Origin of the sequence: Rhizobium favelukesii, from assembly GCF_000577275.2 — a bacterium.
Classification (GTDB): Bacteria; Pseudomonadota; Alphaproteobacteria; order Rhizobiales; family Rhizobiaceae; genus Rhizobium; species Rhizobium favelukesii.
Window position 1 is genome coordinate 1431676 of sequence record NZ_HG916855.1, and the last position, 26680, is coordinate 1458355.

The following is a 26680-nucleotide window of genomic DNA, read 5'->3' on the forward strand; positions in this document are numbered from 1 at the left end:
ATGACCGATCTGGCGCTTCCCCTCCCGGTCCGCAAATCCAGCGCCTATTACAGGCTGCGGCGCCGCGTACTGCGCGGTTTGCAGATATTCGCGCTGTTCCTTGTCCTCATCTACACGCTGTTTCCCTATTACTGGGCCTTCGTTTCATCGACGAAGCAGGGGGCAGCGCTTTACCGGTCCGTTCTCCTGCCGGCACTCGATTTCACCTATTATCGGCAGTTGATCGACAATCCGGTCTTTATGAGTTCGCTGCTGAATTCCGCCTATGTGGCGGTTGCGACGACCTTCCTGTCTCTGGTGATTGGCGTCAGCGCAGCCTACGCGCTCGGGCGGATCGACTTCCCGCAGCGCCGGGCGGTGCTGATGGTCATCTTGATGATCTCGATCTTTCCCCAGGTGGTCGTGCTTTCGGGGATGTTCGAGCTCATCAACTGGCTCGGGCTCTTCAACCGGCCAAGCGCGCTCGTGCTGACATATTTGCTGTCGACCGTGCCGTTTACGACCTGGATCCTCACCACCTTTATCCGCGAGTTTCCACGCGAACTGGAGGAGGCAGCGATTGTCGACGGCTGCTCGCATCTGCGCATTCTTCTGAAGATATTGCTTCCACTGATGGGACCGTCGCTCGCAAGTACCGGCATCCTCGCCTTTATCCTCGCCTGGAATGAATTCCTCTTTGCCCTCACGTTTACCTTGACGGACGAAAACCGCACGGTGCCGGTGGCGATCGGCTTAATCGCGGGCACCAACCGTTATGAATATCCTTTTGGACAGATCATGGCAGCGTCCGTCACCGTGACACTGCCGCTGATCGCAGTCGTGCTCGTTTTCCAGCGGCGCATCGTCGCCGGGCTGACCGCCGGTGCCGTCAAGGGCTGAAGATCGAAAGGAACGAAATCATGGATATGCTCGTCAAGCTCTACGATCTCAAGCCGGACGCCGCCCTTGATGCGAGAATGGAACGCCAAGGCATCACCATCCGTCGCGTTCTGCCGCCGGAGCTGAAGGCCTTGACCGACTGGATTACCCCGCGCTTCGGTGTCGGATGGTCGTCCGAGGCCACGGCTGCCGTCATGCGGCAGCCGCCGACATGCTTCGTCGCCATCCAGAATGGCACGCTGATCGGTTTTGCCTGCCACGAGGCGACGGCAAAGGGCTTCTTCGGGCCAACTGGCGTCGATAGCGCAGCCCGCGGCCAAGGTGCGGGCCATGCGTTACTCCTGACGACGCTCCTCGACATGTATGCGCAGGGCTACGCTTATGGCGTCATCGGGGGTGCTGGACCCATGGATTTCTACCGCCGGAGCGTCGGTGCCGTGCCAATCGAGGGATCCATTCCCGGAATCTATCGCGGCATGTTGGCCGAGGCCGAGCCAGACGAAATCTCGGAATCGCACGTCTAGGCCTGCTGACTGTTGATTTGCATTGAGAACCAATGGAGTGGACGCCACCTCCCGACGGCATCGCAGTGTGCCAAAGTGATGTTTGCTGCAACGTCACTCAAAGGAGAGAGCATCTAGTCAAGGACGTTCTCCGTGCAAATCAACGATCTTCCCAGAGGGCGTTCATTTTCGGCTGCGGAGTTGGCACCTGATATGGTCAAAGATTTTCAGAAGCGCGATGGTAGATAACGTCACCATTAAACGAGATAGAGGCGCTTTAAACTACCATGACAGTGTTTGAGGAAGTGCTATGGTGCTTTTAATTACCATTAGGTCGGATAAGGGAGGATTAATGCACCATGACCCGTAGAAGCACGGTGACCATGGCTCCGCCTTATGCCGTTGAGCAATCGTTGACGACGCTCGGCGCAAATCTAAGAACCGCGCGTATTCGGAGGAATATGACGTTGCAGGAGGTGGCCGACAAAATTGGCGCCGACAGACATGTGGTGTCTGCTGCTGAAAAAGGGAAGGCATCCACGAGCATCGCCGTCTATGCCGCCATGCTTTGGGTATTCGGCTTGGTAGATCAGTTCTTTCACGTGGGCGATCCCGAAACCGACCAAGAAGGAAAGTCCCTTGAGAGCGCACGATCGCCAAAACGGGCAAGGCAAGACAGTGCGCTGAATGACAATTTCTAAACGCCATCCGTCAGAGTGCTACGTCGATGAAGCGCTGGCGCTCGACGACCGGATCGTCGTGATGCGCGATGGCTGCACCGAACAGATCGCGCCGCGCGATCGCATCTACGGCGAGCCAGAGATCGAATTCGTCGCCGGCTTCATCGGCTCGATGAACTTCATTCGAACGACTGTGAGGGGTGGTGTCAGCCGGCATGCAGCCTTTGCGCTTTCCGTTCCGGTCGCAGACGGGGACGTGGTGCTTGCCGTTCGACCGGAAGCGCTGTCGCTTGTCGCGGCGAAGGGGATGGGTGGCGGCATCGTTCATCGCAGCATCGATTTTGGTACCCATACGATCGTCGAGGTTGATCTTGCCGACGCAACGAGGGTGAAAGCAATGACATCAAGCAACAGCGCCTTGGCGAAGGGCGCGTCAGTGGAGCCGGTAGCCTCTGCCTTCAGGGCGTTCTGGGACAACCGGCTCATTCACGAGTCCGGTGCGATAGCGGCACGACAGAACAATCGGGTGTTTGGGCATGCTTGAGGACCGCGGAATTGCGATTGAAAGCGCCGGGCATCGCACCTGGCTGAAGTGGCACCGAGGACACCGCTTTGCCGGCGACATTTCCTTCACGGGCGAACGTATCGTCGATGGCATGGAACTCGGCGCCAGCGTGGAGATCGATCTCGTGCGCTTTGCCGGTGACGGCTTCGCTGTACTGCATGATGAGATGCTTGATGCCGCGACAACCGGTTCCGGTCCGGTTCGCGAGGCATCCGAGGCCTATTTGCGAGGTCTTTATCTTCGCGACCCTTTCGGGGCGCCGAGTGGGCACAAGGTGATGATGCTTGAGGATCTTGCGCAACTGCTCGGTCAAATCAGCCGACATCCCAGAGCTGGCCTGCAGCTTGACCTGAAAGAAAACGCAGATGCCATTTCCGACGAAGACATCGCCGCATTCGCGGCTGCCATTTCCCCTGTTGTGGGTTCGGTTATTCTTTCAGGCGGCGACTCGGCTGCCGTCGAGCGGCTCTCGCAGGCTGTGCCCGAGATGGCAATCGGCTACGACCCGTGCCACGATGGCGCCATGGAGCGGCTGATGGAAACCCGCGATTTCGCGGGCTTTGTTGCCGGTACGTTGCGCGCAGTGCCACGCGCGCAGATGATCTATCTCGATCGCCGTTTGGTGCTCTGTGCCGATCAGGCAGGCTATGACCTGATTGGCGCGTTTCACGAGGCCGGACGGGTCGTCGACGCCTATACCATCAACTCGGCCGTGCCGTCTGCCTTACCGGGTGTCAAACGCCTATTGGAGCTGAAAGCTGACCAGATCACGACGGATGACCCGGTCGGTTTGGAACGGCTTCTGATGGACGATCAGGCCTGAAAACCTTCGAGGAGCGAGGGTGGAGAACGATGAAGCTTTGATGACAAAACGCCGGATTGAGGTTGGCGCGTTGCGTGCAACGGCGGGATCGCTTTGCTGGGTTTTGCTTTGCCAATCGAGCTCCAAAAGCGGCTGTCCTGGACCTTGAGGGATCAGGGGTGTCCTTGCCCTCGAGTCACCGCCGGATGATCACACGCGTTCCCGGTCCGACCATGTCGTAGAGTTCCTCGACATCCTCTCGGTACATGCGAAAGCAACCGCTCGATGCATTGGTGCCAATAGAAGAGGGATCATTGGTGCCATGGATGCGCAATAGGCCGTCGGCAAGATAAATGGCCCGCGTACCAAGTGGGTTGGACGGGCCCGGCTTCACGACGGCCGGCAGCTTGGGATTCTTATGGCGCATGCCAGCCGTTGGTCGCCACTCAGGATGCTTGCGCTTCGACGTGACGTGTGTGGTGCCGTACCATCGTTTCCCGGCGCGCCCGACAGCAATCGGATAGGCCAGCTGCTGACCCCAGGGCGTCGTATAAACGAGCGTGTGCTCCCGCGTGGCGATGACAATTGTCCCCCTTCCACTCCTCATCCGTGGTTGGCGTTCTGGCATTGGCTCGTCGTAAATCGGCGGCGGTCCATATGGTCCATACGGGTCATAATAGTCGTAGTCGCCGTAGTCGTCATACGGTCCGTAAATCTGAGCCTTCGCCTGAAAGACGATAAGCAAAAGCGCTGTAGCAAATAGAGCCAGGAATTTCATTTCCGCTATCCGCTTGTTTTGCAAGAAAGATAGCCTCGAAATCTATGGCGGCATTGTGGCACCCGTGGTTCTGACGGTGGAGCCATACTCAAGTGCTTTTCCGCGTTTCGGTCATTTGGAGGGCGTGATGTTCGCTAACCTCACAAAGCGATGCCAATTGTCGGCTCCGGGCGTTGAGCAAAGTTCTTAGCCATACGCCTGCGGCGCGTTTGCTGGTCAAAGATTTCGGGATACAGCGCGATACTTGATCCAATGCTGGGAACTTGTCCAATCATTCGGTGCTAGCGCCTCTTCCTTGCCGATCAGCTGCACGGCGCAGATCAAATGAACGGGACCGCGCTCGACGAGACTTGCGCTGCCTTTGAGGTCGCAGACTGAAACGCAAATCCAAGCGCAAATGCAACCAGCATTTTTTATAATTCCTGAAATGCGCTCATCCGTATTAGTAGATTGGCCGGCAATCGCGCTGTCGCGCTCGAATGAAGACAGTCGTTTGACGACGTAACTGGACTACGACTTCGCGCTTAACGCTTGGTTTGGTGTGTTAGTGCTCAATGGAACAGATTCCACCCTTTGCAGTCGTCATCCAATCCCTTTTGGCTCAGTCTAGGCAAACTATCTCGATGTCTCGGGCCACCGGCGCTTCGGCAACGGTGCGCCTGCGCTAAGACCACAAGGAGCCCAGTTGTCTGAAGTCAAATCCCTTCCACAGCCGCGACCTCTGCTTGGCCTTTTTTCGTCATTGCGCGTCGCCGCTCTGGGTCTTGGCGTGACCAGTTGCCTCGTCAACGTGCTTGCGCTCACTGGTTCGTTCTTCATGCTTCAGGTCTATGACCGTGTCATTCCGAGCCGCAGCCTGCCGACGCTTTTCGGTTTGGCCGTCATCGTTGTTGCTCTCTTCGCCTTCCAGTGGCTGCTTGATCTAACGCGGTCGCTGCTGCTCGGTCGGGTCGGACGGGCTGTTGACGAGCGTTTCTCAGGGCGTGCTTTTCTTTCCGTCGCCTTGTCGGCATCGCGCAAGCCCTCGCCGGGAGATGGGCTGCAGACAATCCGTGATATTGACACAGTGCGTGGCTTCCTGTCCGGCCCGGGTCCGTCGGCATTGTTCGATCTGCCCTGGATGCCGTTCTATCTTGCGCTGTGTTTCCTTTTTCACAGCTGGATTGGCTTAACGGCCACAGCTGGCGCCCTGATATTGACGGGGCTGGCGTTGCTTGCCGAGCTCAGGTCGCGCGAACCGACAAGACAGACGGTCGCGATCCTTCAAGAACGGATGGCATTTGCCGAAACAGCGAGGCGCAATTCGGAAGTCGTCGTCGCAATGGGCTTTGCGGCAATGCTTTCGGCGCGATGGGCTGAGATCAACCAGCGCCACCTCGACAGTCACTTGCGCACGGCCACTCTCGTCAACTCGCTGTCGACGCTATCGCGGTCCGCGCGCATGCTGCTGCAGTCCGCGGTGCTGGCGGTTGGTGCGATATTGGTCATTCGCCAGGAAGCCACCGGCGGCATCATGATTGCCAGCTCCATTCTCGTCAGCCGCGCTCTCGCACCGATCGAGCTTGCCATCGCACACTGGCGAGGATTTGCAGCAGCGCGACAGGCCTGGTCGCGGCTCGACCGGGACGTCCGGCTCACGGAAGACACGCGCCACGACGTCGCGCTGCCGGCGCCGCGACAATCACTGACGGTGGAAAACCTGCATCTCGGGGCGCCAGGCTCGAAAATGCCGATCATTCGCGGACTGTCTTTCGAGATGAGAGCGGGCGAGGCAGTTGGTGTCGTCGGCCCAAGCGCCTCGGGCAAGTCTTCGCTGGCGCGCGCTATCGTGGGGCTATGGCCAGCCTTTGGCGGAGATATCAGGCTGGACGGTGCGTCGCTGTCCCAATGGGCGCCGGAGGCGCGCGGCCGCCATATCGGTTACCTGCCGCAGGACGTCTCGTTGTTCGACGGGACGATTGCCGAAAACATCGCCCGCTTCGACCCCGAGGCCTCTTCGGCGCTGATCATCGCTGCCGCTAAAGCCGCGGGTGTCTACGACATGATCGTCGGCTTCGCTGAAGGGTTCGATACACGGATCGGCGAGCAGGGCAGGGCCCTGTCCGCAGGCCAGCGGCAGCGCATCGGGTTGGCAAGGGCACTCTACGCCGATCCGTTCCTCGTCGTGCTGGATGAGCCGAATTCCAATCTCGACGTCGAGGGCGAATTGGCGCTGGCGCAGGCGATCGATGGTGTTCGATCGCGCCAGGGGGTGGTGCTCGTCATTGCCCACCGGTCAAGTGTGCTGTCTGGCGTCGACAAGGTGCTGGTACTCGAAGGTGGCCGCGCCAAGGCGTTCGGTGCCAAGGGCGATGTTTTAAGGACCGGGCCAAAGCCAGCCGCTGCCACCGGCTCCTTCGTCCGACTGCTGCGTGCCGGCGGGGAGATGTCGTCATGATCAGAGCAGCCGTGACATCGACAGAACGGGCAATCCGCCGCCTCACCTTGCTCGCTCTGGCAACCGGCATCCTCCTTGTCGGCGTGCTTGGCGGGCTTGCCTCGGCGATCCGCATAAACGGCGCAGTCATCGCGCAGGGAACACTTGTCGTCGACAGCTATGTCAAGCCGGTGCAGCACCAGAAGGGCGGTACCGTGGGGCAGGTCTTCGTCCGCAACGGTGATCGCGTCACGGCTGGCCAGATCCTCGTCCATCTCGATGACACGCAGACGAAGGCGAACCTTGCGATCATATCGCGACGGCTAAGAGAGCTTGCGGCGCGATCCGCCAGGCTTGCAGCAGAGCGCGACGGCCATGATACCATCGCTTTTCCGGCGGTCGTCAGCGGCAACGATGCCGCTCAGGCTGCCGCCCTCGTGAGCGCCGAGCAGCGATTGTTCGATGACCGCCGCGCATCGCTTCGCGGACGCACGGCGCAACTGCGCGAGCGCGTACGCCAGCTCGAACAGCAGGCCGAAGGTCTGGCGGCCCAGCAGGACGGCAAACGCCGAGCGATCGGCATCATCGACAAGGAACTCGCAAGCCTTGAGCCGCTGCTTCGACAGGGAGCCATTCCGGCAACACGGGTCTACGCCTTGCAGCGTGATGCGGCCGATTTGACGGGAGAGCTCGGCAGCCTCGTTGCCTCGACTGCCGAAAGCAAGGGCAAGATCGCCGAAACAGAGCTGCAGATTATCCAGGTGGGGGACGATCATAAAAGTGAGGTATCCGAGCAGCTCAGACAGGCCGAGGGCGACAGCGGCGAATATGCCGAGCGCCGCATTGCGATAGAAGATGAGCTGCGACACGTCGACCTCAGAGCGCCGCAAGACGGTATCGTTCACCAGCTCGCCGTCCATGCAGCGGGGGCCGTGATTTCGCCCGGCGAGGCCATCATGCAGATCGTGCCTGATCACGATGTGCTCACGCCCGAACTGAAGCTGTCGCCTCAGGATGTCGACCAGGTCGCTGTTGGCAAGGATGTCAGCCTGCGGTTCTCCGCGTTCAGTTACAGGACGACGCCGGAACTGAGGGGACGCGTTGCGTCCATCTCCGCTGACCTGACGACGGACACACATTCCGGTCAATCCTATTACACGCTTCGGGTCGCAGTGCCTGAAACCGAATGGCAGAGGCTTGGCGCGTTGGCACCGGTTGCTGGAATGCCCGTCGAAGCCTTTATCGAGACCGGCGAGCGCACAGCACTCGGTTATCTCGCAAAGCCGTTCACGGACCAGCTGGCCCGTGCATTTCGGGAGGAATAGTTGCAGCCATGGGAGGAGCAAGACCCTTGAGACATATCAAAACCCGAAGGAGTTGATAATGGCAAAGTCGATACAAAACGCCGTCGGCCAACCGCTGTACTACAGTGGCGCCTCGACTGCATGGTTTTCCGCGACCGGTTCCGGCCCAGTGCTGAACGGAACCTCCGGCAACGATTCAATATGGGGTGACAGTTCCGTCAATGTGACCATGCACGGCGGCACTGGCGATGACATCTATTATCTCTATTCCAGCATAAATCGCGCGGCGGAGGCGCCTGGAGCAGGGATCGACACGATCAACACCTGGATGAGCTACACGCTGCCTGAGAATTTCGAGAACCTGACCGTCACCGGCAACGGGCGCTATGCTTTCGGCAATGCGCAGGACAACATCATCTCCGGAGCCTCGGGCAGCCAGACGCTCGATGGCGCCGCGGGCAATGACGTGCTGATCGGCGGAGGTGGGGCCGATACATTCATCTTCTCCCGGGGCAACGGCAGCGACCTGATCGTTGATTTCAGCAGCGACGATACCGTGCGGCTGAACAGCTATGGGCTTTCGTCCTTCCAACAGGTTCTAGCTCATACCACGCAGGAGGGCGCCAATCTGCGGCTCGATCTCGGCGGTGGCGAGAGCCTCGTTTTTGCCAATACCGATGCCTCCGATCTGCAGGCCAGCCAATTCCAGTTGACGCTCGACCGCTCACATCTGGCGTTGACCTTCGATGACGAGTTCAACAGCCTGTCTCTGCGAAGCGGAGATCAGGGCACATGGGATGCGAAGTTCTGGTGGGCTCCGGAACGCGGTAGCTCATTGACCGGAAACGGCGAGCTGCAGTGGTACATCAATCCGTCCTACGCGCCGACGGCAGCGGCAAATCCGTTCTCGGTGAACAATGGCGTGCTGACGATCTCGGCCGAACCTGCCTCGCAGGCAATCCAGGCGCAGATCGACGGCTACGACTACACATCAGGACTTCTGAACACCCATTCCTCCTTTGCCCAGACCTATGGCTATTTCGAAATCCGCGCCGATATGCCTTCACAGCAGGGCGTCTGGCCGGCGTTCTGGCTGCTTCCGGAGGACGGGTCCTGGCCGCCTGAACTCGATGTTGTTGAGATGCGCGGGCAGGACCCCAACACGGTCAATGTCACGGTACACAGCGACCATAACGGAGCGCATACGATGACGTCCTTTCCCGTCAAGGTGCCGAGCACCGACGGATTCCACAATTATGGCGTCCTGTGGGACGAAGATCATGTCACATGGTACTTCGATGACGTCGCAGTGGCACAAACTGATACGCCCGCGGACATGCACGACCCCATGTATATGCTGGTCAACCTTGCCGTCGGCGGCTCCGCCGGAACGCCGTTGAACGGCTTGGCGAATGGTTCGGAAATGCATATCGACTATATCAGGGCATATGCCCTTGGCGACGCTCCGGTGGACGCCGCCACCACAGCCAGCGCGAGCAGCGATTGGCACATTTAATGGAACGGAGCCCGGCCAGGAGGACGATGACATCAGTCAATCCGAGCCATTCGAGCGTCTTTATCCGTTAGGTCGCTTCGATATCGCTTTGGTATCGCGTTCGCCGATCCCGCAGGCGTTCGCGATATCGTTCCTGGCTTGCCGACAGATGAGCGCGCATGGCATCGCGCGCGCCAGCAGCGTCGCCTGCAGAAATTGCATTGAGGATTGCAAGATGTTCTCGCTGTAGTCCGGCCTGATAGCTGAAAGAGAGCACGTCTTCCGCTGCATAGGGTGACGTTACGTCGCACGGGATGGTGCGCGCGCCGAGCGCATCGAGAACCTCGACATAGAAAGGGTTGTTGGTCGCCTCGGCAACGGATCGGTGGAAAGCAAAGTCAGCCTGGCCGGTCGGTTCGCCAAGCTGCAGGAGGCGATCGAATTCGAAAAAGCGCTCCTGGATTTGCGCTTCCTGTGACGCGTTTCTGCGGGTTGCGGCCAGTGCTGCACTTTCAGTTTCAAGCGCGATGCGAACTTCGAGCACGTTCAATGCGTGCGATATGTTGCTTGATCTGTCCTGAATTTTGATCGGACCGGACGTCTGATGGCCGATCACGAAAATACCTGCCCCCTGCCTGGTTTCCAGCAATCCATCGGCCACCAGGGCTGCGACTGCCTCGCGAATGACGGTCCTGCTGACATCGAAGGTCCCGGCGAGCTGGGTCTCTGTCGGCAACTTCTGGCCAAGGGAGACCTGGCCTGAAAGGAAGTCCTGGCGAAGGGAAGCGGCAATCCGTTCGGAGAGCTTCTGCCGTCGGGATGCAGTGAGATCGACCTGAGGAGGGATGGAGTTCAAGAGTATCGTCGTCTCCGTGAAGGGTGCTTAACCATATCGCCAACGGCGCAAAAAGGCAACAATTCTCGAAATCATCATACAAATATGATGACAACAGGGTCTTGATCTATCGAATTGGAAATGTTGAATATTTTTTTGCAGTCGGTGAATGTGGATGATGTGTTGGCCGATGAATGGAGAACGATGTGTTGCCGAAGTGTGATCAATATGTATGATGACTTCAGCTGAAGGCTCTGGGAGGCATCATGAGTCACACCGACGACACCAATCGTTTCGCGATTGATCCGAAGACCGCAGCCGGCTTTGGAACTGGCGAACTTCGCGAGAATTTCTTGCTGCCGCCGCTATTTGTGGCTGGGCGCATCCAGCTTCACTACACCAACTACGACCGCATGATTGTCGGCGGTGCCATGCCGACTTCGCAAGCGCTCGCATTGGAAACGATCAAACCGGCAGGAACAGACGCGCTTCTGGCGCGCCGCGAGCTGATCGCGGTCAACATTGGCGGTGCCGGCGCCGTCGTGGTCGATGGCGAGCGCTTCTTGGTCGGGACGCGCGACATGGTGTATGCCGGGCTCGGCACCTCGGTCACGTTCGAGTCTGCCTGCGCGGAACAGCCGGCGAAATACTATCTGCTGAGCGCGCCAGCCCATATGCGCCACCCGACCAGGCATATTGGCATCGCCGATGCCAAGCGTCTCGATGTCGGTGCGCAGGCGACGAGCAACGAGCGTTCGATCTTTCAATTCATTCACCCCGAAGGCGCAAAGACCTGTCAGCTCGTCGTCGGTATGACGACGCTTGCGGCGGGCTCCGTCTGGAACACCATGCCCTGCCATGTTCACGACCGGCGGATGGAGGCCTATCTCTATTTCGATCTGCCGGACAGGGCCCGCGTCGTGCATCTGATGGGAGAGCCCGACGAGACGCGCCACCTCATCGTGGCGAATGAGGAGGCCATTCTGTCACCGGGTTGGTCGATCCATTCCGGTGTTGGTACATCGAACTATACATTCATCTGGGCAATGGCCGGCGATAATGTCGACTATACCGACGTCGATCTCGTCGCCATCGAAGATCTGAAGTGAGGAGGCTGTATGACAGCGAGTGATCTTTTCGTATCGGGCAACGGTGCCGAGTGGAAGAACCCGGAGCCGGGCGTCACTCGTCGCATCATGGCCTATCTGCCTGAAATGATGATGGTCGAGGTCGTCTTCGAAAAGGACGCCGTCGGCGCTCTGCATTCTCATCCGCACATCCAGGCAAGCTATGTTGCGGAAGGCAGCTTCGAGGTGACGATCGACGGCAGGACCGAAACGCTTCACCAGGGAGGAAGCTTCATCGTTCCTTCCGACCTGGTCCACGGGGTCAGGGCTCTTGCCAAGGGTCGGCTGATCGATACGTTCACGCCACATCGCGCCGAATTCCTCAAATGAGGTGCCTATGACCATGTTCGATCTTTCCGAGCAGGTCGCCGTCGTCACCGGCGCGAACACCGGCATCGGTCAGGCCATTGCCGTGGCGCTGGCAGGTGCCGGCGCCTCGATTGTCGCTGTCGGTCGCTCGTCCATGGACGAGACGCAGGCGACTGTCCAAACCCTTGGTGCACGGTTTCACGCGATCAAGGCAGACCTTGGTTCGATCGAACCGGTCAAGGCCATTGTCGACGAAACAGTGGCGACATTCGGCAGGCTCGATATTCTCGTCAACAATGCCGGGATCATCCGGCGTGCCGACGCTATCGATTTCACGGAAGCCGACTGGGATGCAGTCATGGACGTCAATCTGAAGACCGTCTTCTTCCTGTCGCAGGCTGCTGCCCGGCACATGCTGGAAAGAGGGAACGGCAAGATCATCAACATTGCCTCGTTGCTGTCGTTCCAAGGCGGAATTCGCATTCCATCCTATACGGCGGCAAAAAGCGGGCTAGCCGGATTGACGCGCCTGCTGGCTTGTGAGTGGGCGGGCAAAGGCATCAACGTCAACGCCATCGCCCCTGGCTATGTCGTCACGAACAATACCGTGGCACTTCGCGAGGATCTTGAGCGCAGCGCCGGCATCCTTGCCCGCATTCCCGCACGGCGCTGGGGAGATCCGGCAGATCTTGGAGGTGCCGCCGTGTTTCTGGCGTCAAAGGCCTCGGACTATGTCCACGGGACGGTGCTGCCGGTGGATGGCGGATGGCTTGCGCGCTGAGCGCGCAGATGGAAGCGGATCTACTTGGATTGTGCCCATCGCTGACATCGCGCAACACGTTTAACCCAGGCCAGGCTCGATTGTCCGGGCCAGCATCCGGGCCAGCAAATGAGGGCGTCTTTCACATCTTCTCCCCGGTCACGGGGAGTTGATCGACGGCAGGAAGAACTCAACTTCCTTCCGGCGGCGTGCTTCCAAACCCTCTACGCGATCATGCCAGAACTGCTCGGCGGCAGGCGGATCCGCCTCCCATGCGCGAACCGTCTGCTGGTTATCGTCGATCTTGACGCGTCTCTTCCCGCCGAGCCGCAGATATTCCTCCGCAAGCCGGCGGCCCTCCGTCATTTCCATCTCTAATCACGTCCTTTCATCGGGCGGCAACCCATCTGCCGCTGATGAAAAGAACGATCATCGCGCGCCATTGTTCCCATTCCCGGCGTCCGTCGCGGCGCCGGGACCGCACAAATGCATGACCTTCTCGCCATCAAGTGCGTCGATGACGGCATTCCACAAGGCGTCGACTTCCGCTTTCGCGTCAATCGATACGACAGGGCTTTGGCTCGCTTCCAACGCGGCAGCGGCCATAGCATTTGCGTCGGCTTGTGTGTCGACCAGACGTATCGCGCCGCCGTCTATCAGCTTGCGAAACAGCCCATGATGGGCGACGGCGTCAGGCTGTCGCGGCGCGTTGACGACGAGGGGCTTTCCCGAAAAGCTTGCCGCAAGCACGCTTGCCCGACGCGCTGTCAGCCCCTCGGAGAAGAGATAGCAAAACACGTCAACGTGCTTGAAGATGCCGAAGAGTTCCTCTGCATTGGCAACATAGCCGGTTACAGTGACCCGACCCGAAATGCCAAGCTTGTCTGCGAGCGCATAAAAATCGCGCTCCACGTTATCGGTGCCGCGGATGAACGATCCGACGAACACGACGCCGACGTCGTGACCGAGTGCCAGCAGGCGCGCGGCAATCTCCAGAACCGCCGTCGATTGCTTCTTGGGATAGATCGAGCCGAACTGCCCAAGGATGAGCCGCCCTGCCTTGCGCTGCTCCTCGAGTGTGCGGGCAACCAAGCCGTCATGCAGCACAGTCGGCAGAGCAAGATTCGGCGGGATGGGAATGACCCCGCGCCGGCTGGTTGACAGGGCAGACAGTGGACTTCTGGCAAACTCGGCAGCCACCTCAGGCGCTGAAAACAAGATCTGTGTTGCGAGCATCACCACCGGAGCCAACACCAGGCGGCGCTTCCAGTCCAGAGCGTCCCACTCGTGCAGTACCACGACAAGCTGTTTGCGATGCAGCCGGGTCGTAAGTGCCGCCGCGATCGGCTGCGTGAGCTTCTTCTTCCAGGCCACAACGGGAAAGTTGACGATGACGGCGTCCACATCAGCAAGCGATGACGTGAGCCGGCGTATTTCGTCGTCAAGCACATGCTGATCAGCCCGCTCAGCAAGGCGTAACACCGTCTGCCGTGCAAATTCCTCGACACCGCAGGTCTGGGAGGCGTCGGAGACGAGTGCGAGATAGCGACGTTTCAGCATATCGAACCTTCTGAATGGGCGGGCCGCCACATCGCGGTGATACCGTCTTTTCGTAAAGGTCGGCTTACAATTTTAGGTTCGATGCCTGGCGTGTCTTCATGGAGGGCGCCTGCGACCATCACGTGCGGAGCGGGATTAACTATAGCGCGAGGTTTTACAGCGACCTTCCGCCGAAACAGCTAATGATCGGGCTTAAACTGATGCCTGTTTCGAAGGTGCGTGAATGGCAAGGCATAGTAGTGCGTCAGCGCGTCTCAGCTATTCGATGAATGAATGGCCCACGAACCGGCTTGGAAGCCTGCCGATCGTGCGGGCCGGCATGGAGGAGTCTGCGGACGCCTTTATTCGCTTGGCGCTCGAGCGAAGGGGCGCCGGCGGGCGTCCTTTCTACTCCACCTCCGCAAACGGTCATGTCATCGCGCTGTGCGAGCACGATGCCAATTTTCGCTCGATGACACGTCAGGCCGACCAGATCCATGCCGACGGCATGTCGGTGGTGCTGTTTTCCAGGCTTTCTTCCACCGAACCCTTGCCGGAGCGTGTTGCCACCACCGATCTCGTGCATGCCGTCGCCGAGCGCGCCGCGAAGGCCGGTGTCAGCTTCTATTTCCTCGGTGCCAGCGAAGAGGTGAATGCCCGAGCGGTCGAGAATATCTCCAACGCCTACCCTGGGCTTGGTTTCGCCGGGCGGCGCAACGGCTACTTCGACCGTGCCGAGGAAGAGGCGGTCGTCGAGGCAATCAATGCGGCCGCTCCGGATATTCTCTGGATCGGGTTCGGCGTGCCGCTGGAGCAGCAATTCGTCGTTCGTAACATCAACAGACTGCACAATGTCGGTTTGATCAAGACCTCCGGCGGCCTGTTCGACTTCCTGGCCGGAAGCAAGAGCCGCGCGCCCCAATGGATGCAGAGGATGGGCCTTGAGTGGCTGTATCGCATGATCCTCGAGCCGCGTCGGCTGGCCAAGCGCTATCTGACAACCAATCCGGTTGCGATCTATGCGATGCTCCGGCATTCACTGCGGGCTCTCGCTGCAGGTCGTTGATCGGGAACGACGATCATATGGGCTCCTCAATCTCGCTCATCACACCGAGCTATCGTGGTGACCTCGACAGTTGCCGCCTTCTCTGCGACTCGATCGATCGATACGTCACCGGCTACGACGTGCACTACCTCGTGATCGGCGACGAAGACGCCGACGTTTTCGCCGGTTTCGAAGGAAAAAGACGCCGCGTCATTGTCTCGTCCAGCCTGCTTCCACCACTCTGGTCACTGCCGAAATGGCGTGGGCGACGTTACTGGTGGGCGCCGCAGCTTCGCCTGCCGATCTATGGCTGGCACCTGCAGCAGATGCGCAAGATCGCGATGACGCTGGCGCAGCCGAGCGAGCGGGTGATGTGCATCGATTCCGACAATTGCTTCTGCCGTCCGCTGGACCTGAGCGCGACCGCGTCGACGCCGAAGCTTGCTCACTATTCAGCGCCGGGGGACGTCAATCGCTCACGGCCGAGCCATGTCCGCTGGTGGCAAAATGCGCATCGGCTGCTTGGCCTGAGCGCCCCGGCGCTGCCGGGTGATGATTTCATCAGCCAGATGGTCCTTTGGGAGCGGCGGACGGTGGTGGCGATGGTGAAGCGGATCGAAGCAGCAAGCGGCCTTGGGTGGTGGCAGGCTCTTGCCCGCATCAGGCATTTTTCCGAGTACCTGATCTATGGTATCTTTGTTGCCAATGACGCCGAACTCGCCGAGCGGCACGAACGTGTTTTGCAAAGCCCGTGCCTGACCTACTGGCAGGGGCCTGCTCTCGACAGGGCAGGACTGGCGGCATTCGTCGATGGATTGAGGCCAGATCAGACGACAATCGCGATTCAGTCGCATACGTGCACGCCAATCGAGGTCATCCGCGAGGTCGCCCTTGGCTGACGCAGCCTAGTTTAGTTGTTGGCCCGGTAGGGGGTCGGCAGGAACCCGAGGCTTGCCAAGGTACGACCGAGCGATACCAGCAGCGGGTGACTTGCCGGCAGCAACCGCCCGGTCCGCAGAAACAGGGCTATCGATCGCAGGCAGCCTGCACCAAGGCTTAAGGCGTTCTTCGCAACGACACGCATCGCCGAGGTGCTGTGGATCCGGTCGATGACATAGTTGATGCTTCCGGTGCGCAGCGAGCGCTTCATCAGAAAGCGGGCCGAAACGCGCTCCTGCGGTACAAATTCGCGGATCTGGGCTTCGGCGCACCACCAGCTCTTGAAACCGGCTTTGCGGCATCTGGTGAAGAATTCCATGTCGCCGCCGCCCAGAAAGTTGAAGCGGACATCGAAAAGTGGCGAGGTAAGGCCGGCAAATACGCGCCGCCGTATCAGGCAGTTGCCGGAGCCGTGGATCTGATCGATTGCGCGTGTCGAACCCTCTATCGAACCGAAAAGCAGATGCTGGGTGACAGCGTCGGATACTGGCACTTCGAACTCGCGGACGACTGGTCCGCCGACGATGTCGGCGCTCTCGCGTCGGGCTGTGCCGACGATTGCTGCAAGCCAGCCAGGCAGCGCCATTTCATCGTCATCGATCATCAGCAGAAACTCGGCCTCGGGAAAGGCCGTCATCGCCTCGCCGAATGCTCGGTTGATGGCGTGGCAATTGCCCTGCCGCTCTTCGGTGAGGATCAAGAATGGCAGGTTGGCCCTGGCGAGACAATCGCGGGCATAGCGCGCGCCGGCCGGATTGGCCGCGTCGTTGTCAACAACGACGATGGCGAAAGAAAAATCGGTCACTTGATCGACGAGCGATGAAAGGGTGCGCGCAAGCCATGCCGGCCGACGGAACGTCGGGATGCAAACGACTGCCTCAACGGCCCCCTTATTTTCCTGCATCATCCAAACCTCGATCGGTGCCAAGGATTGTTGGCCTTGCCGCATTGGGCGACTTTGTCCACTGTCGGCGGCGAAGCTGTAGTTGGCTGGCCGGCATTCTACAATCGGGGGCTAAGGATGAGGTTAACGGGCTTTTCCCGAAACCGCCGCCTTGGCCGGCGGCGCGGAGCAAAGATCCACCTTCAGCACCGGCGCTGCAGGTGCGCTGACGACAAGACCGGCATTGGCTTGCAATCTCAAACCGAAAACAGCAAGCAGCATCGTGAACCAGATCGGTCCGCTGTTGCCGAAGAAGGGACTTTCGAGGCAGGCCAGAAACAGCGAGAACAGCCAGATCCGCAAGAACAGGCGCGTCAATGTTATGTCGTTGCTGCCGGCAAGTGCACGGCGGGCGTAGCCAATGGGCAGGATCACCAGCCAGGTGACCGTCATTGCCAGCGCTGGGATGCCGCCATTGATCAGCTGCTCGACATAGCCGTTGTGTGAATTGGCGGCAGTTACCGCCCAGGTGGTCATCGCCTGGCCGCTGTTGAACAGGGCATCGGTCTGCCAGAACGACTGGAAACCATAGCCGATGATCGGTCGCTCCGCGATTGCCGAAAGTGCAAGGCGCCAGATGGAGCCGCGGTCGGTGAAGGTTGGATCGATGCCGGCCGATGCAAGCAAACTGCTGAAGGAAGGCGATACCGCCGCCGAAAGCAAGATCAGGTTCAAACTGACGAGGCCGCCGGCCAGCATCACCATGCCGAGCCTGGTCCAGCGTTCAAAAATCCAGGCGAGCAGAAGGATTGCCGGGAGCATCGCCGCCGAGGTCTTGCCGCCAGCATGAAGCACGAAGAAGCCCGCTGACAGCGCAATCAGGGACCCGAGCCGGGCGTGCCCCGCCTTTGCGATGTAGAGGCCGAAGAAAACGGCATAAACCATTGCCGCGGCGGCAATGTTCTTATGGCCGAAGTGACCGCGCCAGTCACCCGCAAGCGACTGCTCCAGCGCATCTGTCACCTGATGGACGGCAAGGTGCGGTAGGACAAGGACGCCAAAATAGGAAAGGCCGATCGCAAACGTCAGGCCAATACACATGAGTTTTGCGAACTGCGCGCCATTTGTTGGAATGAGCAGCGTCGCATTTGCGCAAAGGCAGACCAGGATCGCAAAAACGATGCGCCGGAAGGCCGCGCTCGGATCGCCCGCAAAGAGACCGGTGAAGAGCAGCCACGCGAGCAGACAAATCAGGAGGCCATAGGGGCGCAGCAGCAGGTGACGCGCCGGGTTCTGCAATATTGTGGCCAGCACCACACCCGACATGGCGATCACGATTAACTGATTGAGGACGTTCGAGCTGCCGCCATAGGGTGTGGAAAGGCTGGCGGCGTTCGGATCAGGAAACGGGTTCAATCCGACCCAGAAGTAGCTGAAGATAGCCAGGAAGAGAAAGGCTGCGAAGGCGCCGCCGTTTCTGACCCGGGCAGTCCTGCCAATGTCAGCCATAGGCGTTGCCGAAAGCTGCGCTCAGCCGGCGATAGTCTCGCCAGAGGCCCAACAAGACCGCGACGGCAAGGCCGAGGCAAAGGCCGACGACGCCGCCAGCACCAGAAAGCACATAGCCGCGCGGCGGGAAGCTGCGCGCTGTCGGGACGACTGCCGCTGAAACAATCCGCACATTGGTCGTGTCGATCTGCTGGCGCTCAGCGGCTTCTCCTGCCCTGGCCATGAAGGCTTCGTAGACCGTCGCCTTGGCGCGCGCCTCGCGCTCCAGTTCGCGCAGGTGGATCTGCGCTGCGGTATCCTGGAAGACTGAGGATTTCATCTGGTTGGCTTCCGAGTTCAGCGCGTCAAGCGCCGATCCGGCTTGGTCGAGTTCGGCCTTTGCGGCTTGCACGATGCGTGCCGTCTCGGCGTCGATCTGGCCTTCCAGCGCTCTGAGCTGGGGCCCGAGCCCCAGGATCATCGGATGACGCGGCCCCAGCACGGCCGATTGAGACGTCACGCGTTGCCTGAGGGTCGAATACTGCGTGCGCAGCATCGTCATCGTTTCCGACTGCAGCGCAGCGGCGTTGAGACGGTTCTTCGGGTTGGTGGATACAAGTTCATTATAACGCGACTGCGCCTGGATGAGGCGCGCCTTGGCGTCGATCAGCTGTGTGTTCGTCTGGTTTGACATCAGGGTGCTCACAAGTTCCCCGGAACTTGATTGCAACCCCTGTTCGCGCTTGAACGCCTCGACGGCAGCTTCTGCCTTGGCGACCTCGACCTTCAGATCGCCGAGGCGCGCAAACAGCGAGCTTGCTGCCCGGCCGGCTCCTTCCGATTCCGCCTTGGCGAGTTCCTCCTGGAAGGCGGTTGCAACGGCGTTGGTGATGGTAACGGATTTAGCCGGGCTTTGCGTCCATACGGCGACGTTGACGATGAACGAGCGCTCGTCCCGGCGGGCGGTGACGCGTTTTGCAAGCGCGCGCAGCGCGTCGCTGGTCGGATCCTTCGATGTCGGTGAAACGAACTCGGGATCCACGGTGAGCTTCAGGTCGTCGATCACGCGGCTTAACACGTTACCTGATGTCAGGACCCGCAATTTGCTCTCGACATCCAGCAGTTGCGTGTCTCGCTGCATGCTTTCGGAGAAGATGTCGTCAGCGACGACCCGCAGGTTTGACGGATCGACGAGAAGGTCGATTCCGGCCGTAAAGCGCGGCTTTACGACGAATACGACGGCATAGCCGGCCACAGCACCTAAGATGGCAAACGCAATGATCCACACAAGACCGGAGCGCAACCAGTTAAAGATGCGTGCAAGGTCAAACTGAAGCAGCTCCTGAAGGACGAAAGAGCGGCTTTCTGCGGCAGGGGGCTCGGCAACCTTCAGTACCGGCCGCCCTGGAACGGCAACATCGAGCTGCTCCCGATTCGTTGCCCAGCCACGCGTACTGATGACCGGAGTCTGATGTCGGGGAGCGGCTTCATACATGGCGGCGAGATCTTATTGACACGGCGCCAAAGCGCGAACCTATGGTTAAGAGACCTGATTTTCCTTAAGTATCCATTAAGAGCGATTTCAATTGTCGCGTGCGCGCGAAGCAAGTCTCCACTAAAGAGCAGACGTTGAAAGCCTTGCCCGCGTGCGCGGTCGAATTCTGGTTCATTAATACACACTAGGGATTTCAGTTTATGCGCAGGCGGGACTTCGTTTTCGGCGCATTGGGTGCCGGACTGGCATCCTCCGGTGCGCTCGATCCTTTTGTCTGGAGTGACCCGACTGCCAAGGCAGCGCCTGTAAGAGGCGTGATCCCTTATGGCACGGCAGTGCGTACAGATCTTCTCGATACGGAATTCGACTACAAGGCAGCCATCGTCGACCACTGCCAACTCGTGGTCGGCGAGGGTGGATTGAAATGGTTCGACCTGCGTCCGAGTGAGGACCAGTTCGTGTTCGATCAACCTGACCGGCTGATCGATTTTGCCGATCGGAACGGCATGCAGATGCGCGGCCACACGCTCGCCTGGTACGGAGCCATGCCGGATTGGACTCAGACCATTGCGAGCCCGGCGCAAGCCGAACGCGAGCTCGTCCATCACATCACCACCGTCGTCGGACGCTACCAGGGGCGGATTCCAAGCTGGGACGTGGTCAACGAGGCGATCGCCGAGCATCCCGAGAGTGGGGCGACGATCCGTAACTCGATCTGGCAGGAGCGGCTGGGCAAGCGCTACATCGAGCTTGCCCTGCGCACTGCTGCTGATGTCGACCCCTCCGCTCAGCTCGTGATCAATGACTACAATATTGAGAACCCGACACAGCAGTGCCGCGACCGGCGCCAGGCGTTACTCGACCTGCTGCGCGATCTGAAGGATCGCGACGTGCCGCTCCATGCCGTTGGCATTCAGGGACATCTTCCGGGCGACATGGAAATCGACAAGGAAGGCCTGTCGAAATTCGTCGAGGCGGTGAAGGGAATGCAGCTCGAGGTTCTCGTGACCGAACTCGACGTGATCGACAACAAGCTGCCCGCCCGGGAATATGACCGGGACCAGATCGTCGCGGCACGGGCGGGTGATTTCCTCAAAGCGATCTCTGACGTGGCGCGGCCAAGTGCAATTCTGACCTGGGGCATCACCGATCGCTATACATGGGTGCCGACGTGGTTCAAGCGCGACGACGGTAAGCCCAACCGTCCGCTGCCGCTCGATGCCGGGTGCCGCCCAAAGGCGCTGATGAAGGTGATCGACGAATTCACGGGTGCTGCCGAATGATGTTTCGCCAGATCTCGACATACATGATTGCCAACGCCGTCTCGGCTTTGTTCGGGTTCGTCTCGGTCGTGCTCTTCACCCGCATACTGAGCCCGCACGAATACGGCATCTATGTCGTCGGCACCGGTGTCGCCGGCGTCATATCGACCCTGCTGTTCGGATGGATAAAATTCTCGGTGCTGCGTTTCGATTCCGAAGGTGGATCGAAGGATGTCCGCACCACCGCGCTTTGCGCCTATGCGGGACTGATGCTTCTCAGCCCGCTCGTCATTCTCGCAACCTGGCTGATCGCCGAGGACTCGTCGACCTATGTCGTGCCTGCTGTATTCGTTGCCTTCATGGTCGGGCTGTTCGAGTTCGTGCAGGAGGTATTCCGCTCACGCCAGCAGACCGGCGCCTACATGTGGTCGGTCATCCTGCGTGCTGTGCTGACGCTCATCTTCTCCGCCGGCCTGGTGACGGTGTTCGGCATGGGCGGGCAGGGCCTGCTCGTCAGCGTGGCCTGCTCCTATTTCGTGACCCTCTTGATCTACGCGCGAGATGTCTGGCGCCAGCCGCGCCATCCGTTCGATACCGGGCTGCTTAAAGATATGTTGCGCTTTGGCCTGCCGATGACCGCTTCGTCCTTCGTCTTCGTGCTGCACACGGTTCTCGACCGAATGATCATCGTAACCTTTATCGGCGAGACGGCCGCAGGCGTCTATGGTGCTGCTGCCGATCTCGTCCGGCAGATCATCCTGTTTCCCGGTGTCGCAATTGGCTCGGCAACGATTCCGCTGGCAATCCGTTTGCTGGCGCAGGATGGCCACAAGGCCACAAACCGGCATCTGATGCAAACGTCAGAGGTGCTGCTGACCGTGCTGATGCCGATGGTCGTTGGACTGGCTCTGGTGGCGCCTGGTTTTGCAAGCCTGATCCTTGGGGCCGAGTTTCGCGATGCGGCTGCCATCCTCATCCCGATCCTTGTCTTTGCCTGGCTGTTTCGCTCGATCTCCTACCAGTTCGTCCATGTCAGCTTTCAGCTGGCGAAGAAGCCGAGCCTTATGGGCGTGCAAGGCATGATCATTCTGGCAATCAACATCATCGGCATGTTCGTCCTCGTCCCGCGTTTTCAGCTTGTCGGCGCGGCATGGGCGCTGCTGATCGCAGAGATAGGTGGCGTGATCGCCGGGTACTTCCTGTCCTACCGCGCCCATCGCTTGCCACTCGACCTGCGCCCGATCGTCAAGGTCAGTCTTGCAACCGCTACGATGGCGGCACCGACCTTCATCGTCGTCAGGCATCCGACCGGCAATGCTGTCTTCGACTTGACTGTGCCAATCGTCACGGGCGTCGTCGCTTATGCGGCAGCCGCATTTGCGCTGAACCTCGCCGGCGTGCGCATCGCGCTGACGAGGCGACTGCGGCCAGCCTGATCGGGGACACTGGGGTCTTGTAATCGAGCACGGACCAAAAGGTAAGATAACGCCACTGAGCTTCCGCGAATTCTTAACGCCTCAAGTATATCAGCGGGAGATACCTTCGGCGGGCACGCAATCGGAAGGCTAGGCAAGGGAGGCCGTGGTGAATCAGACTGGCATGAACTCCGACGAAGGAAAGGGGCGTTCTGCCTCGCAGCCGACGGTCTTCGGGTCGCATGCTGGCTTGTTTACGCCAGCCGATAATAACGCCCCCAAGAGCGATCTCGCAGTGCTTCTCCTCAACCCCTGGGGGATCGAGGAGATGTGCACGCGCCGGTTCTACCGTATCTTGGCGGAACGGTTCGCAGAAGTCGGCGTCGCGAGCCTGCGCTTTGATTATCCCGGAACTGTGAATTCGCTCGACGAGACGTCGGCCGAACGCGGCTTGTCGGTGTGGTCCGAGGTGATCGGCAAGGCCGCCGAAGAACTCAAGATGCTTTCGGGCGCCCGAAACCTCGTGTTCATCGGCCAGGGCATCGGCGCCAGTCTCGCCCTCATGCAGGCGCATTTTGAGCCATCAGTTGCGGCGATTGCCCTTTTGGCGCCGGTGCTCAAAGGGCGTGCCTATCTGCGCGAACTTTCGTTGTTTTCGCGGCTCATTGATGATGGTCTCGGCATAAAGCAGGAGCTGCGCGATAGCGCGCCCGGGTCGATTGCTGGATTGCGCATGCCGCGCGCTGTGGCAGAAGACCTCAAGGCAGTCGACCTCAACGGCCTCGAAATTACCATCAAGCCACATGCCTTCTTGGCCGAGCGCCCAGGCTTGGAAGCCGACACGACGTTTCGCGACCGTCTCCAAGCCGCAGGCTGCCAGCTGCGCGCGACACCCTTTGCCGGATATGATGCGCTTGTATCCAACCCGCTGAACCAGGAAATCCCTGACGCGCTCATCGATGAACTGATCGGGTGGCTGCAATCGCTGCCACAATATCAGGGCCGGAGTACGCTACCGGCCAAGAAGCCTTCGCCGATTGCATCGGTCAGTGCCGGTGCAATTCGCGAGACGGGCGTTCGCTTCGGTCCAAACGACCGGCTCTACGGGGTTTTGTGCGAGCCAACCGGTCATTCGATCGGCGTGACCGCCGTTATTCTGACGACGGCCTATGATCATGCGGCAGGTTGGGCCCGCTCCTCGGTCGCGCTTGCACGCGAGCTGGCGAGCGTCGGCGTTTCGTCCTTGCGCTTTGACAGCGCCGGCGTCGGGGACAGCCCGCCGGTCGCAACCCGTCGCAAACAGGTTCTCTATGACGAGGCCCAGATTGCCGATGCCGGCATGGCCCGCGACTATGTTGACAGTCTTGGCATAAGCGAACGCACGCTGCTGATCGGACGCTGCAGCGGTGCCTACGTCGCCTTCAGAAGCGCCCTTGCCGATCCGCGCTGGGACGCGTGCATGATCGTCAATCCGGTCGCGTTCCGTTGGCGCTTCAAGGGGCTCCCGAAGACGCTCAAGGCCTATATGAGGAATGCCCTGGATATCGAGACGGTTCGCCGCCTTTGGGCCGGCGACCTTGATCTGACCGCGGTAACCAAGAATATCTCCATGCGCCTCGTCGATCGGATGGCCGGCGGGCTGTCTCCCGTCTTTGCGCCAGCCATGCCGATCACGCAGCTCACGGGCCACGTTCATCGCGATTTTCAGGCCCTGGCCAACCGTGGCACCCCGCTTTCGATCATCTATACGGAAGGTGACGAGGGGCAGGAGATGTTCCGGGTCAACTTTGGCGATGCGGGTGAAAAACTGTCTGCCTACCCCAATGTGCAACTGCATCTGTTTCCGGATGCCGACCATAATCTCACGCCGCTGCCGGCGCGTGAAAGGATGATTGAGCTGACAAAGCTGCAAGCTCTTTCACTTGTCAACCGTTGTCATGAGCAACGTGCGGCTCACGGCTGACGCGGATCGGTAGGCTCCGGTTGTCGTTACAAACGTCACACTGCTCAACATGCGCGGCCCCGCTGAGGTGATCTCGGGCTTTCATGGCGATCGGAATCGCAGAACCTCGGCTGTATTTCTGCCGCTCGAACGATAACCCACGTTGATAGGTGCAGATCGACAAACTGCAATCTATGCGGGAAGTCGCTTGGGTTGGCCTGACGGAATGGGCTTCGCGAGCGCCATTGTAGGCGCAAGGGTTTAGGCATTGTTTGGTCATATCTTGAATTAAGTCTTATGGTTTACCAATTTGTATACTTAAGCGTGAAGTTCACGCGACGCCTGATAAGCTTCAAATTGGGAGGTCATCATGGCAATCACCTTGATGGAAGGAAGGAAAAGGCAGGACTGGGCCAATCTGGTTCTGGCGGTTTGCTTGTTCGTCTCGCCGTGGGTTGTCGGTTTCGCGGCCGAGGCGATGCCGAGCTGGAATGCCTGGATCGTTGCCGTCATGCTTGCTGCGCTAGCCACAGCGGCGCTGTCGGCGTTTTCCGAATGGGAGGAATGGGCAAATCTCGTGCTCGGCCTCTGGTTGATTGTGTCGCCCTGGGTGCTCGGCTTTGCGGCCAATGCGAGCGCGATGTGGACGGTTATCGTGCTTGGTGTGCTCGTTGCCGCCGTGTCGCTGTGGGCAGTCTGGGATGTTCATCATCCGCACGCCCACGCTTAGCCAGGCCTGATCCGGTCGCCGCAGCGGTGGACCCTGTGAACTGAACGTGTCCACCGCTCAAATGATGGTGAAGTTCGATTCGCGATCGGCATTGATTCGCGAAGAGCAATACCCAATACCGATCGTGCTGTGGCGCCGACAGATCATGAGCAGGACGGATCATCAGCAGGCAAGGCCCCTCAAACTTCGAATATCAGCAGGAAGTAGGCGACGAAGAGAACGAGGTGCACGGCGCCTTGCATCAGGTGCGTGCGACCGCTCGCAAATGTGATGATGCTGAGAGCGAGCGTCAGGATGAGCATCACGGCATCGGTGCGCTCTAGGCCGAGCACGACTGGATGGCCAGTGAGGTGACTGATGACCAGCATTGCAGGTACGGTCAGTCCGATCGTCGAAAGAACCGATCCCAGGAAGATGTTGACCGACCGCTGCAGATGATTGGCGACCGAGGCTCGCACGGCGCTGATTGCCTCCGGTGTCGCGACGAGGACAGCCATGACGACGCCGCCCAGCGCTGCGGGAGCGCGAAGTGTCTCGATAAAATAATCGATTGGCGCAGCCAGCTGTTCGACCAGGAAAACGACGAGAGCCATGTAGGCAACCAACAGAATAACGGGCGGCCATAGAGGTCCTTCTGTGGTTCTGCCATGCCCACCCGCCGCCTCACCGGCATCATCGATGAAGAAGCCTCTATGGCGACCGGTCTGCAGCGTCAGGAACACGCCGTAGAGCCCAACGGAAATGAAGGCGAGAACCGTTTGTTGGACGGGGGAATAGGGCGGTCCATTTGTCGGATGCGTAAAATTCGGCATAATCATGCTGAGGGTTGCCAGAGGCACGATAACGCCGAGATAGGCGTTGGCGCCCTGCAGATTGTGGTGCTGCTCGTGCCGCCGCCAGCCTCCCATCAGCAAGGACAGGCCAACCATGCCATTGAGGATGATCATCACGACGGCAAAAAGCGTGTCACGCACCAGCGTCGGGTTGCTTTCGCCGTGCCGCATGACCGCAGTAATGGCCATCACCTCGATCGACGTAATGGCAAGCGTGAGGATAAGCGTCCCATACGGCTCGCCCAGTTGCTCCGCAAGATGATCGGCGTGGCGCACGACTGATAGTGCAGAACCAAGCACGACTGAAAACAGCCAAACGAAAATAACTGCCAGCCATATCGGATTGGCAAGCAACCCGAAGAAAACCTCACCGAAAAGGAGGAACACGACGCTCGTCGCAATGCTGACCAAAAGCAGCCATTCCCGGCGTATCAGCGCCAACCTGGGACGTTGCGGCACGGCCACTTCCGGGTTCATTCTGCAGGTCCTCCTAGTCGTTTCGAAGAATACGCCACACCCCGGCCCGTCCGTCCACTCCCATCACTCAAGCCGGGCCTCACTGGGTTGATGCGGCCACCGGTCGCCTTGATTGCCGCTGATGGTGCGCAACCGTTTCCCGCTGACATAAATCCTTCATCTCAAAAGTCGAAATAGGC

The 26680-nt window shown here is 59.7% G+C and carries 25 protein-coding genes; 17 read left to right on the forward strand and 8 right to left on the reverse strand.

The genetic code is table 11. The features are described 5' to 3' along the window. From LPU83_RS70240 to LPU83_RS70260, 5 genes are all read left to right on the forward strand, one after another. Positions 1 to 879, forward strand: a complete 879-nt coding sequence (locus LPU83_RS70240; protein WP_024318578.1) for a carbohydrate ABC transporter permease — start codon at positions 1 to 3, stop codon at positions 877 to 879. Between the two features lie 20 nt (positions 880 to 899). Then, the gene (locus LPU83_RS70245; RefSeq protein ID WP_024318579.1) at positions 900 to 1403 is read left to right on the forward strand and encodes a GNAT family N-acetyltransferase; all 504 of its coding nucleotides are present in this window, start codon (positions 900 to 902) and stop codon (positions 1401 to 1403) included. Between the two features lie 338 nt (positions 1404 to 1741). Continuing rightward, positions 1742 to 2083 (forward strand): helix-turn-helix transcriptional regulator, encoded by a 342-nt coding sequence (locus tag LPU83_RS70250; protein WP_024318580.1) that lies wholly within the window; start codon positions 1742 to 1744, stop codon positions 2081 to 2083. Continuing rightward, positions 2070 to 2606, forward strand: coding sequence for a TOBE domain-containing protein (locus LPU83_RS70255; protein ID WP_024318581.1), 537 nt, complete (start codon positions 2070 to 2072; stop codon positions 2604 to 2606). The genes LPU83_RS70250 and LPU83_RS70255 overlap by 14 nt, the downstream gene beginning before the upstream one ends. Further along, the gene (locus tag LPU83_RS70260) at positions 2599 to 3450 is read left to right on the forward strand and encodes a glycerophosphodiester phosphodiesterase (protein ID WP_040680971.1); all 852 of its coding nucleotides are present in this window, start codon (positions 2599 to 2601) and stop codon (positions 3448 to 3450) included. Before LPU83_RS70255 ends, LPU83_RS70260 begins: the two co-directional genes overlap by 8 nt. A gap of 175 nt (positions 3451 to 3625) precedes the next feature. Here the strand turns inward: LPU83_RS70260 and LPU83_RS70265 are convergent, their stop codons facing one another. Beyond that, positions 3626 to 4207: a L,D-transpeptidase gene (locus tag LPU83_RS70265; protein WP_024317418.1), complete on the reverse strand. Its 582-nt coding sequence runs from the start codon at positions 4205 to 4207 to the stop codon at positions 3626 to 3628. 685 nt (positions 4208 to 4892) lie between these two features. Between LPU83_RS70265 and LPU83_RS70270 the strand changes: the two genes are divergently transcribed. The 3 genes from LPU83_RS70270 to eglC are packed head-to-tail and all read left to right on the forward strand — an operon-like array spanning position 4893 to position 9443. Continuing rightward, a complete protein-coding gene (locus LPU83_RS70270; RefSeq protein ID WP_024317417.1) occupies positions 4893 to 6644 on the forward strand; it encodes a type I secretion system permease/ATPase in 1752 nt (583 codons plus the stop codon). Continuing rightward, positions 6641 to 7948 carry an HlyD family type I secretion periplasmic adaptor subunit gene (locus LPU83_RS70275; protein WP_024317416.1) on the forward strand — a complete coding sequence of 436 codons (1308 nt, stop codon included), beginning with the start codon at positions 6641 to 6643 and terminating at the stop codon, positions 7946 to 7948. Before LPU83_RS70270 ends, LPU83_RS70275 begins: the two co-directional genes overlap by 4 nt. Positions 7949 to 8006: 58 nt before the next feature. Continuing rightward, positions 8007 to 9443 carry an endo-1,3-1,4-beta-glycanase EglC gene (eglC, locus tag LPU83_RS70280; RefSeq protein ID WP_040680973.1) on the forward strand — a complete coding sequence of 479 codons (1437 nt, stop codon included), beginning with the start codon at positions 8007 to 8009 and terminating at the stop codon, positions 9441 to 9443. 67 nt (positions 9444 to 9510) lie between these two features. Here eglC and LPU83_RS70285 read toward each other — a convergent pair whose 3' ends face one another. Beyond that, on the reverse strand, positions 9511 to 10278 hold the full coding sequence (locus tag LPU83_RS70285; protein ID WP_024317414.1) for a FadR/GntR family transcriptional regulator: 768 nt from the start codon (positions 10276 to 10278) through the stop codon (positions 9511 to 9513). A gap of 245 nt (positions 10279 to 10523) precedes the next feature. Between LPU83_RS70285 and kduI the strand changes: the two genes are divergently transcribed. Genes kduI through kduD form a run of 3 tightly spaced genes read left to right on the forward strand, consistent with a single transcriptional unit; the run spans position 10524 to position 12474 of the window. Beyond that, entirely contained in the window at positions 10524 to 11366 is an 843-nt protein-coding gene (kduI, locus tag LPU83_RS70290) for a 5-dehydro-4-deoxy-D-glucuronate isomerase (RefSeq protein WP_024317413.1), read from the forward strand. A gap of 9 nt (positions 11367 to 11375) precedes the next feature. Then, positions 11376 to 11714, forward strand: coding sequence for a cupin domain-containing protein (locus LPU83_RS70295; RefSeq protein WP_024317412.1), 339 nt, complete (start codon positions 11376 to 11378; stop codon positions 11712 to 11714). 7 nt (positions 11715 to 11721) lie between these two features. Next, complete coding sequence (kduD, locus tag LPU83_RS70300; protein ID WP_024317411.1) at positions 11722 to 12474, forward strand: 2-dehydro-3-deoxy-D-gluconate 5-dehydrogenase KduD; 753 nt, start codon at positions 11722 to 11724, stop codon at positions 12472 to 12474. 138 nt (positions 12475 to 12612) lie between these two features. On the opposite strand, the gene LPU83_RS70305 is transcribed toward kduD, so the two are convergent. Next, entirely contained in the window at positions 12613 to 12825 is a 213-nt protein-coding gene (locus LPU83_RS70305; RefSeq protein WP_024317410.1) for a hypothetical protein, read from the reverse strand. 57 nt (positions 12826 to 12882) lie between these two features. Further along, complete coding sequence (locus LPU83_RS70310) at positions 12883 to 14013, reverse strand: glycosyltransferase (RefSeq protein ID WP_024317409.1); 1131 nt, start codon at positions 14011 to 14013, stop codon at positions 12883 to 12885. 265 nt (positions 14014 to 14278) lie between these two features. Between LPU83_RS70310 and LPU83_RS70315 the strand changes: the two genes are divergently transcribed. Both LPU83_RS70315 and LPU83_RS70320 read left to right on the forward strand, forming a co-directional pair. Beyond that, positions 14279 to 15058, forward strand: a complete 780-nt coding sequence (locus LPU83_RS70315) for a WecB/TagA/CpsF family glycosyltransferase (protein WP_024317408.1) — start codon at positions 14279 to 14281, stop codon at positions 15056 to 15058. Positions 15059 to 15075: 17 nt separating this feature from the next. After that, a complete protein-coding gene (locus tag LPU83_RS70320; RefSeq protein WP_024317407.1) occupies positions 15076 to 15936 on the forward strand; it encodes a DUF6492 family protein in 861 nt (286 codons plus the stop codon). A gap of 11 nt (positions 15937 to 15947) precedes the next feature. On the opposite strand, the gene LPU83_RS70325 is transcribed toward LPU83_RS70320, so the two are convergent. The 3 genes from LPU83_RS70325 to LPU83_RS70335 form a co-directional block, all read right to left on the reverse strand. Next, entirely contained in the window at positions 15948 to 16880 is a 933-nt protein-coding gene (locus LPU83_RS70325; RefSeq protein WP_024317406.1) for a glycosyltransferase family 2 protein, read from the reverse strand. 123 nt (positions 16881 to 17003) lie between these two features. Then, positions 17004 to 18368 carry an O-antigen ligase family protein gene (locus tag LPU83_RS70330; protein ID WP_024317405.1) on the reverse strand — a complete coding sequence of 455 codons (1365 nt, stop codon included), beginning with the start codon at positions 18366 to 18368 and terminating at the stop codon, positions 17004 to 17006. Then, a complete protein-coding gene (locus LPU83_RS70335) occupies positions 18361 to 19842 on the reverse strand; it encodes a GumC family protein (RefSeq protein ID WP_024317404.1) in 1482 nt (493 codons plus the stop codon). The genes LPU83_RS70330 and LPU83_RS70335 overlap by 8 nt, the downstream gene beginning before the upstream one ends. Positions 19843 to 20042: 200 nt before the next feature. On the opposite strand from LPU83_RS70335, the gene LPU83_RS70340 reads away from it, so the two are divergent. The 4 genes from LPU83_RS70340 (at position 20043) to LPU83_RS70355 (ending at position 25191) form a co-directional block, all read left to right on the forward strand. Beyond that, positions 20043 to 21125: an endo-1,4-beta-xylanase gene (locus tag LPU83_RS70340; protein WP_024317403.1), complete on the forward strand. Its 1083-nt coding sequence runs from the start codon at positions 20043 to 20045 to the stop codon at positions 21123 to 21125. Beyond that, the gene (locus LPU83_RS70345; protein WP_024317402.1) at positions 21122 to 22540 is read left to right on the forward strand and encodes a lipopolysaccharide biosynthesis protein; all 1419 of its coding nucleotides are present in this window, start codon (positions 21122 to 21124) and stop codon (positions 22538 to 22540) included. The genes LPU83_RS70340 and LPU83_RS70345 overlap by 4 nt, the downstream gene beginning before the upstream one ends. 148 nt (positions 22541 to 22688) lie before the next feature. After that, entirely contained in the window at positions 22689 to 24482 is a 1794-nt protein-coding gene (locus LPU83_RS70350; RefSeq protein WP_024317401.1) for an alpha/beta hydrolase family protein, read from the forward strand. A gap of 349 nt (positions 24483 to 24831) precedes the next feature. After that, positions 24832 to 25191 (forward strand): SPW repeat protein, encoded by a 360-nt coding sequence (locus tag LPU83_RS70355; protein ID WP_024317400.1) that lies wholly within the window; start codon positions 24832 to 24834, stop codon positions 25189 to 25191. A 179-nt stretch (positions 25192 to 25370) separates the two neighbouring features. On the opposite strand, the gene LPU83_RS70360 is transcribed toward LPU83_RS70355, so the two are convergent. After that, on the reverse strand, positions 25371 to 26501 hold the full coding sequence (locus LPU83_RS70360; RefSeq protein ID WP_024317399.1) for a calcium:cation antiporter: 1131 nt from the start codon (positions 26499 to 26501) through the stop codon (positions 25371 to 25373). Positions 26502 to 26680 lie beyond the last annotated feature (179 nt).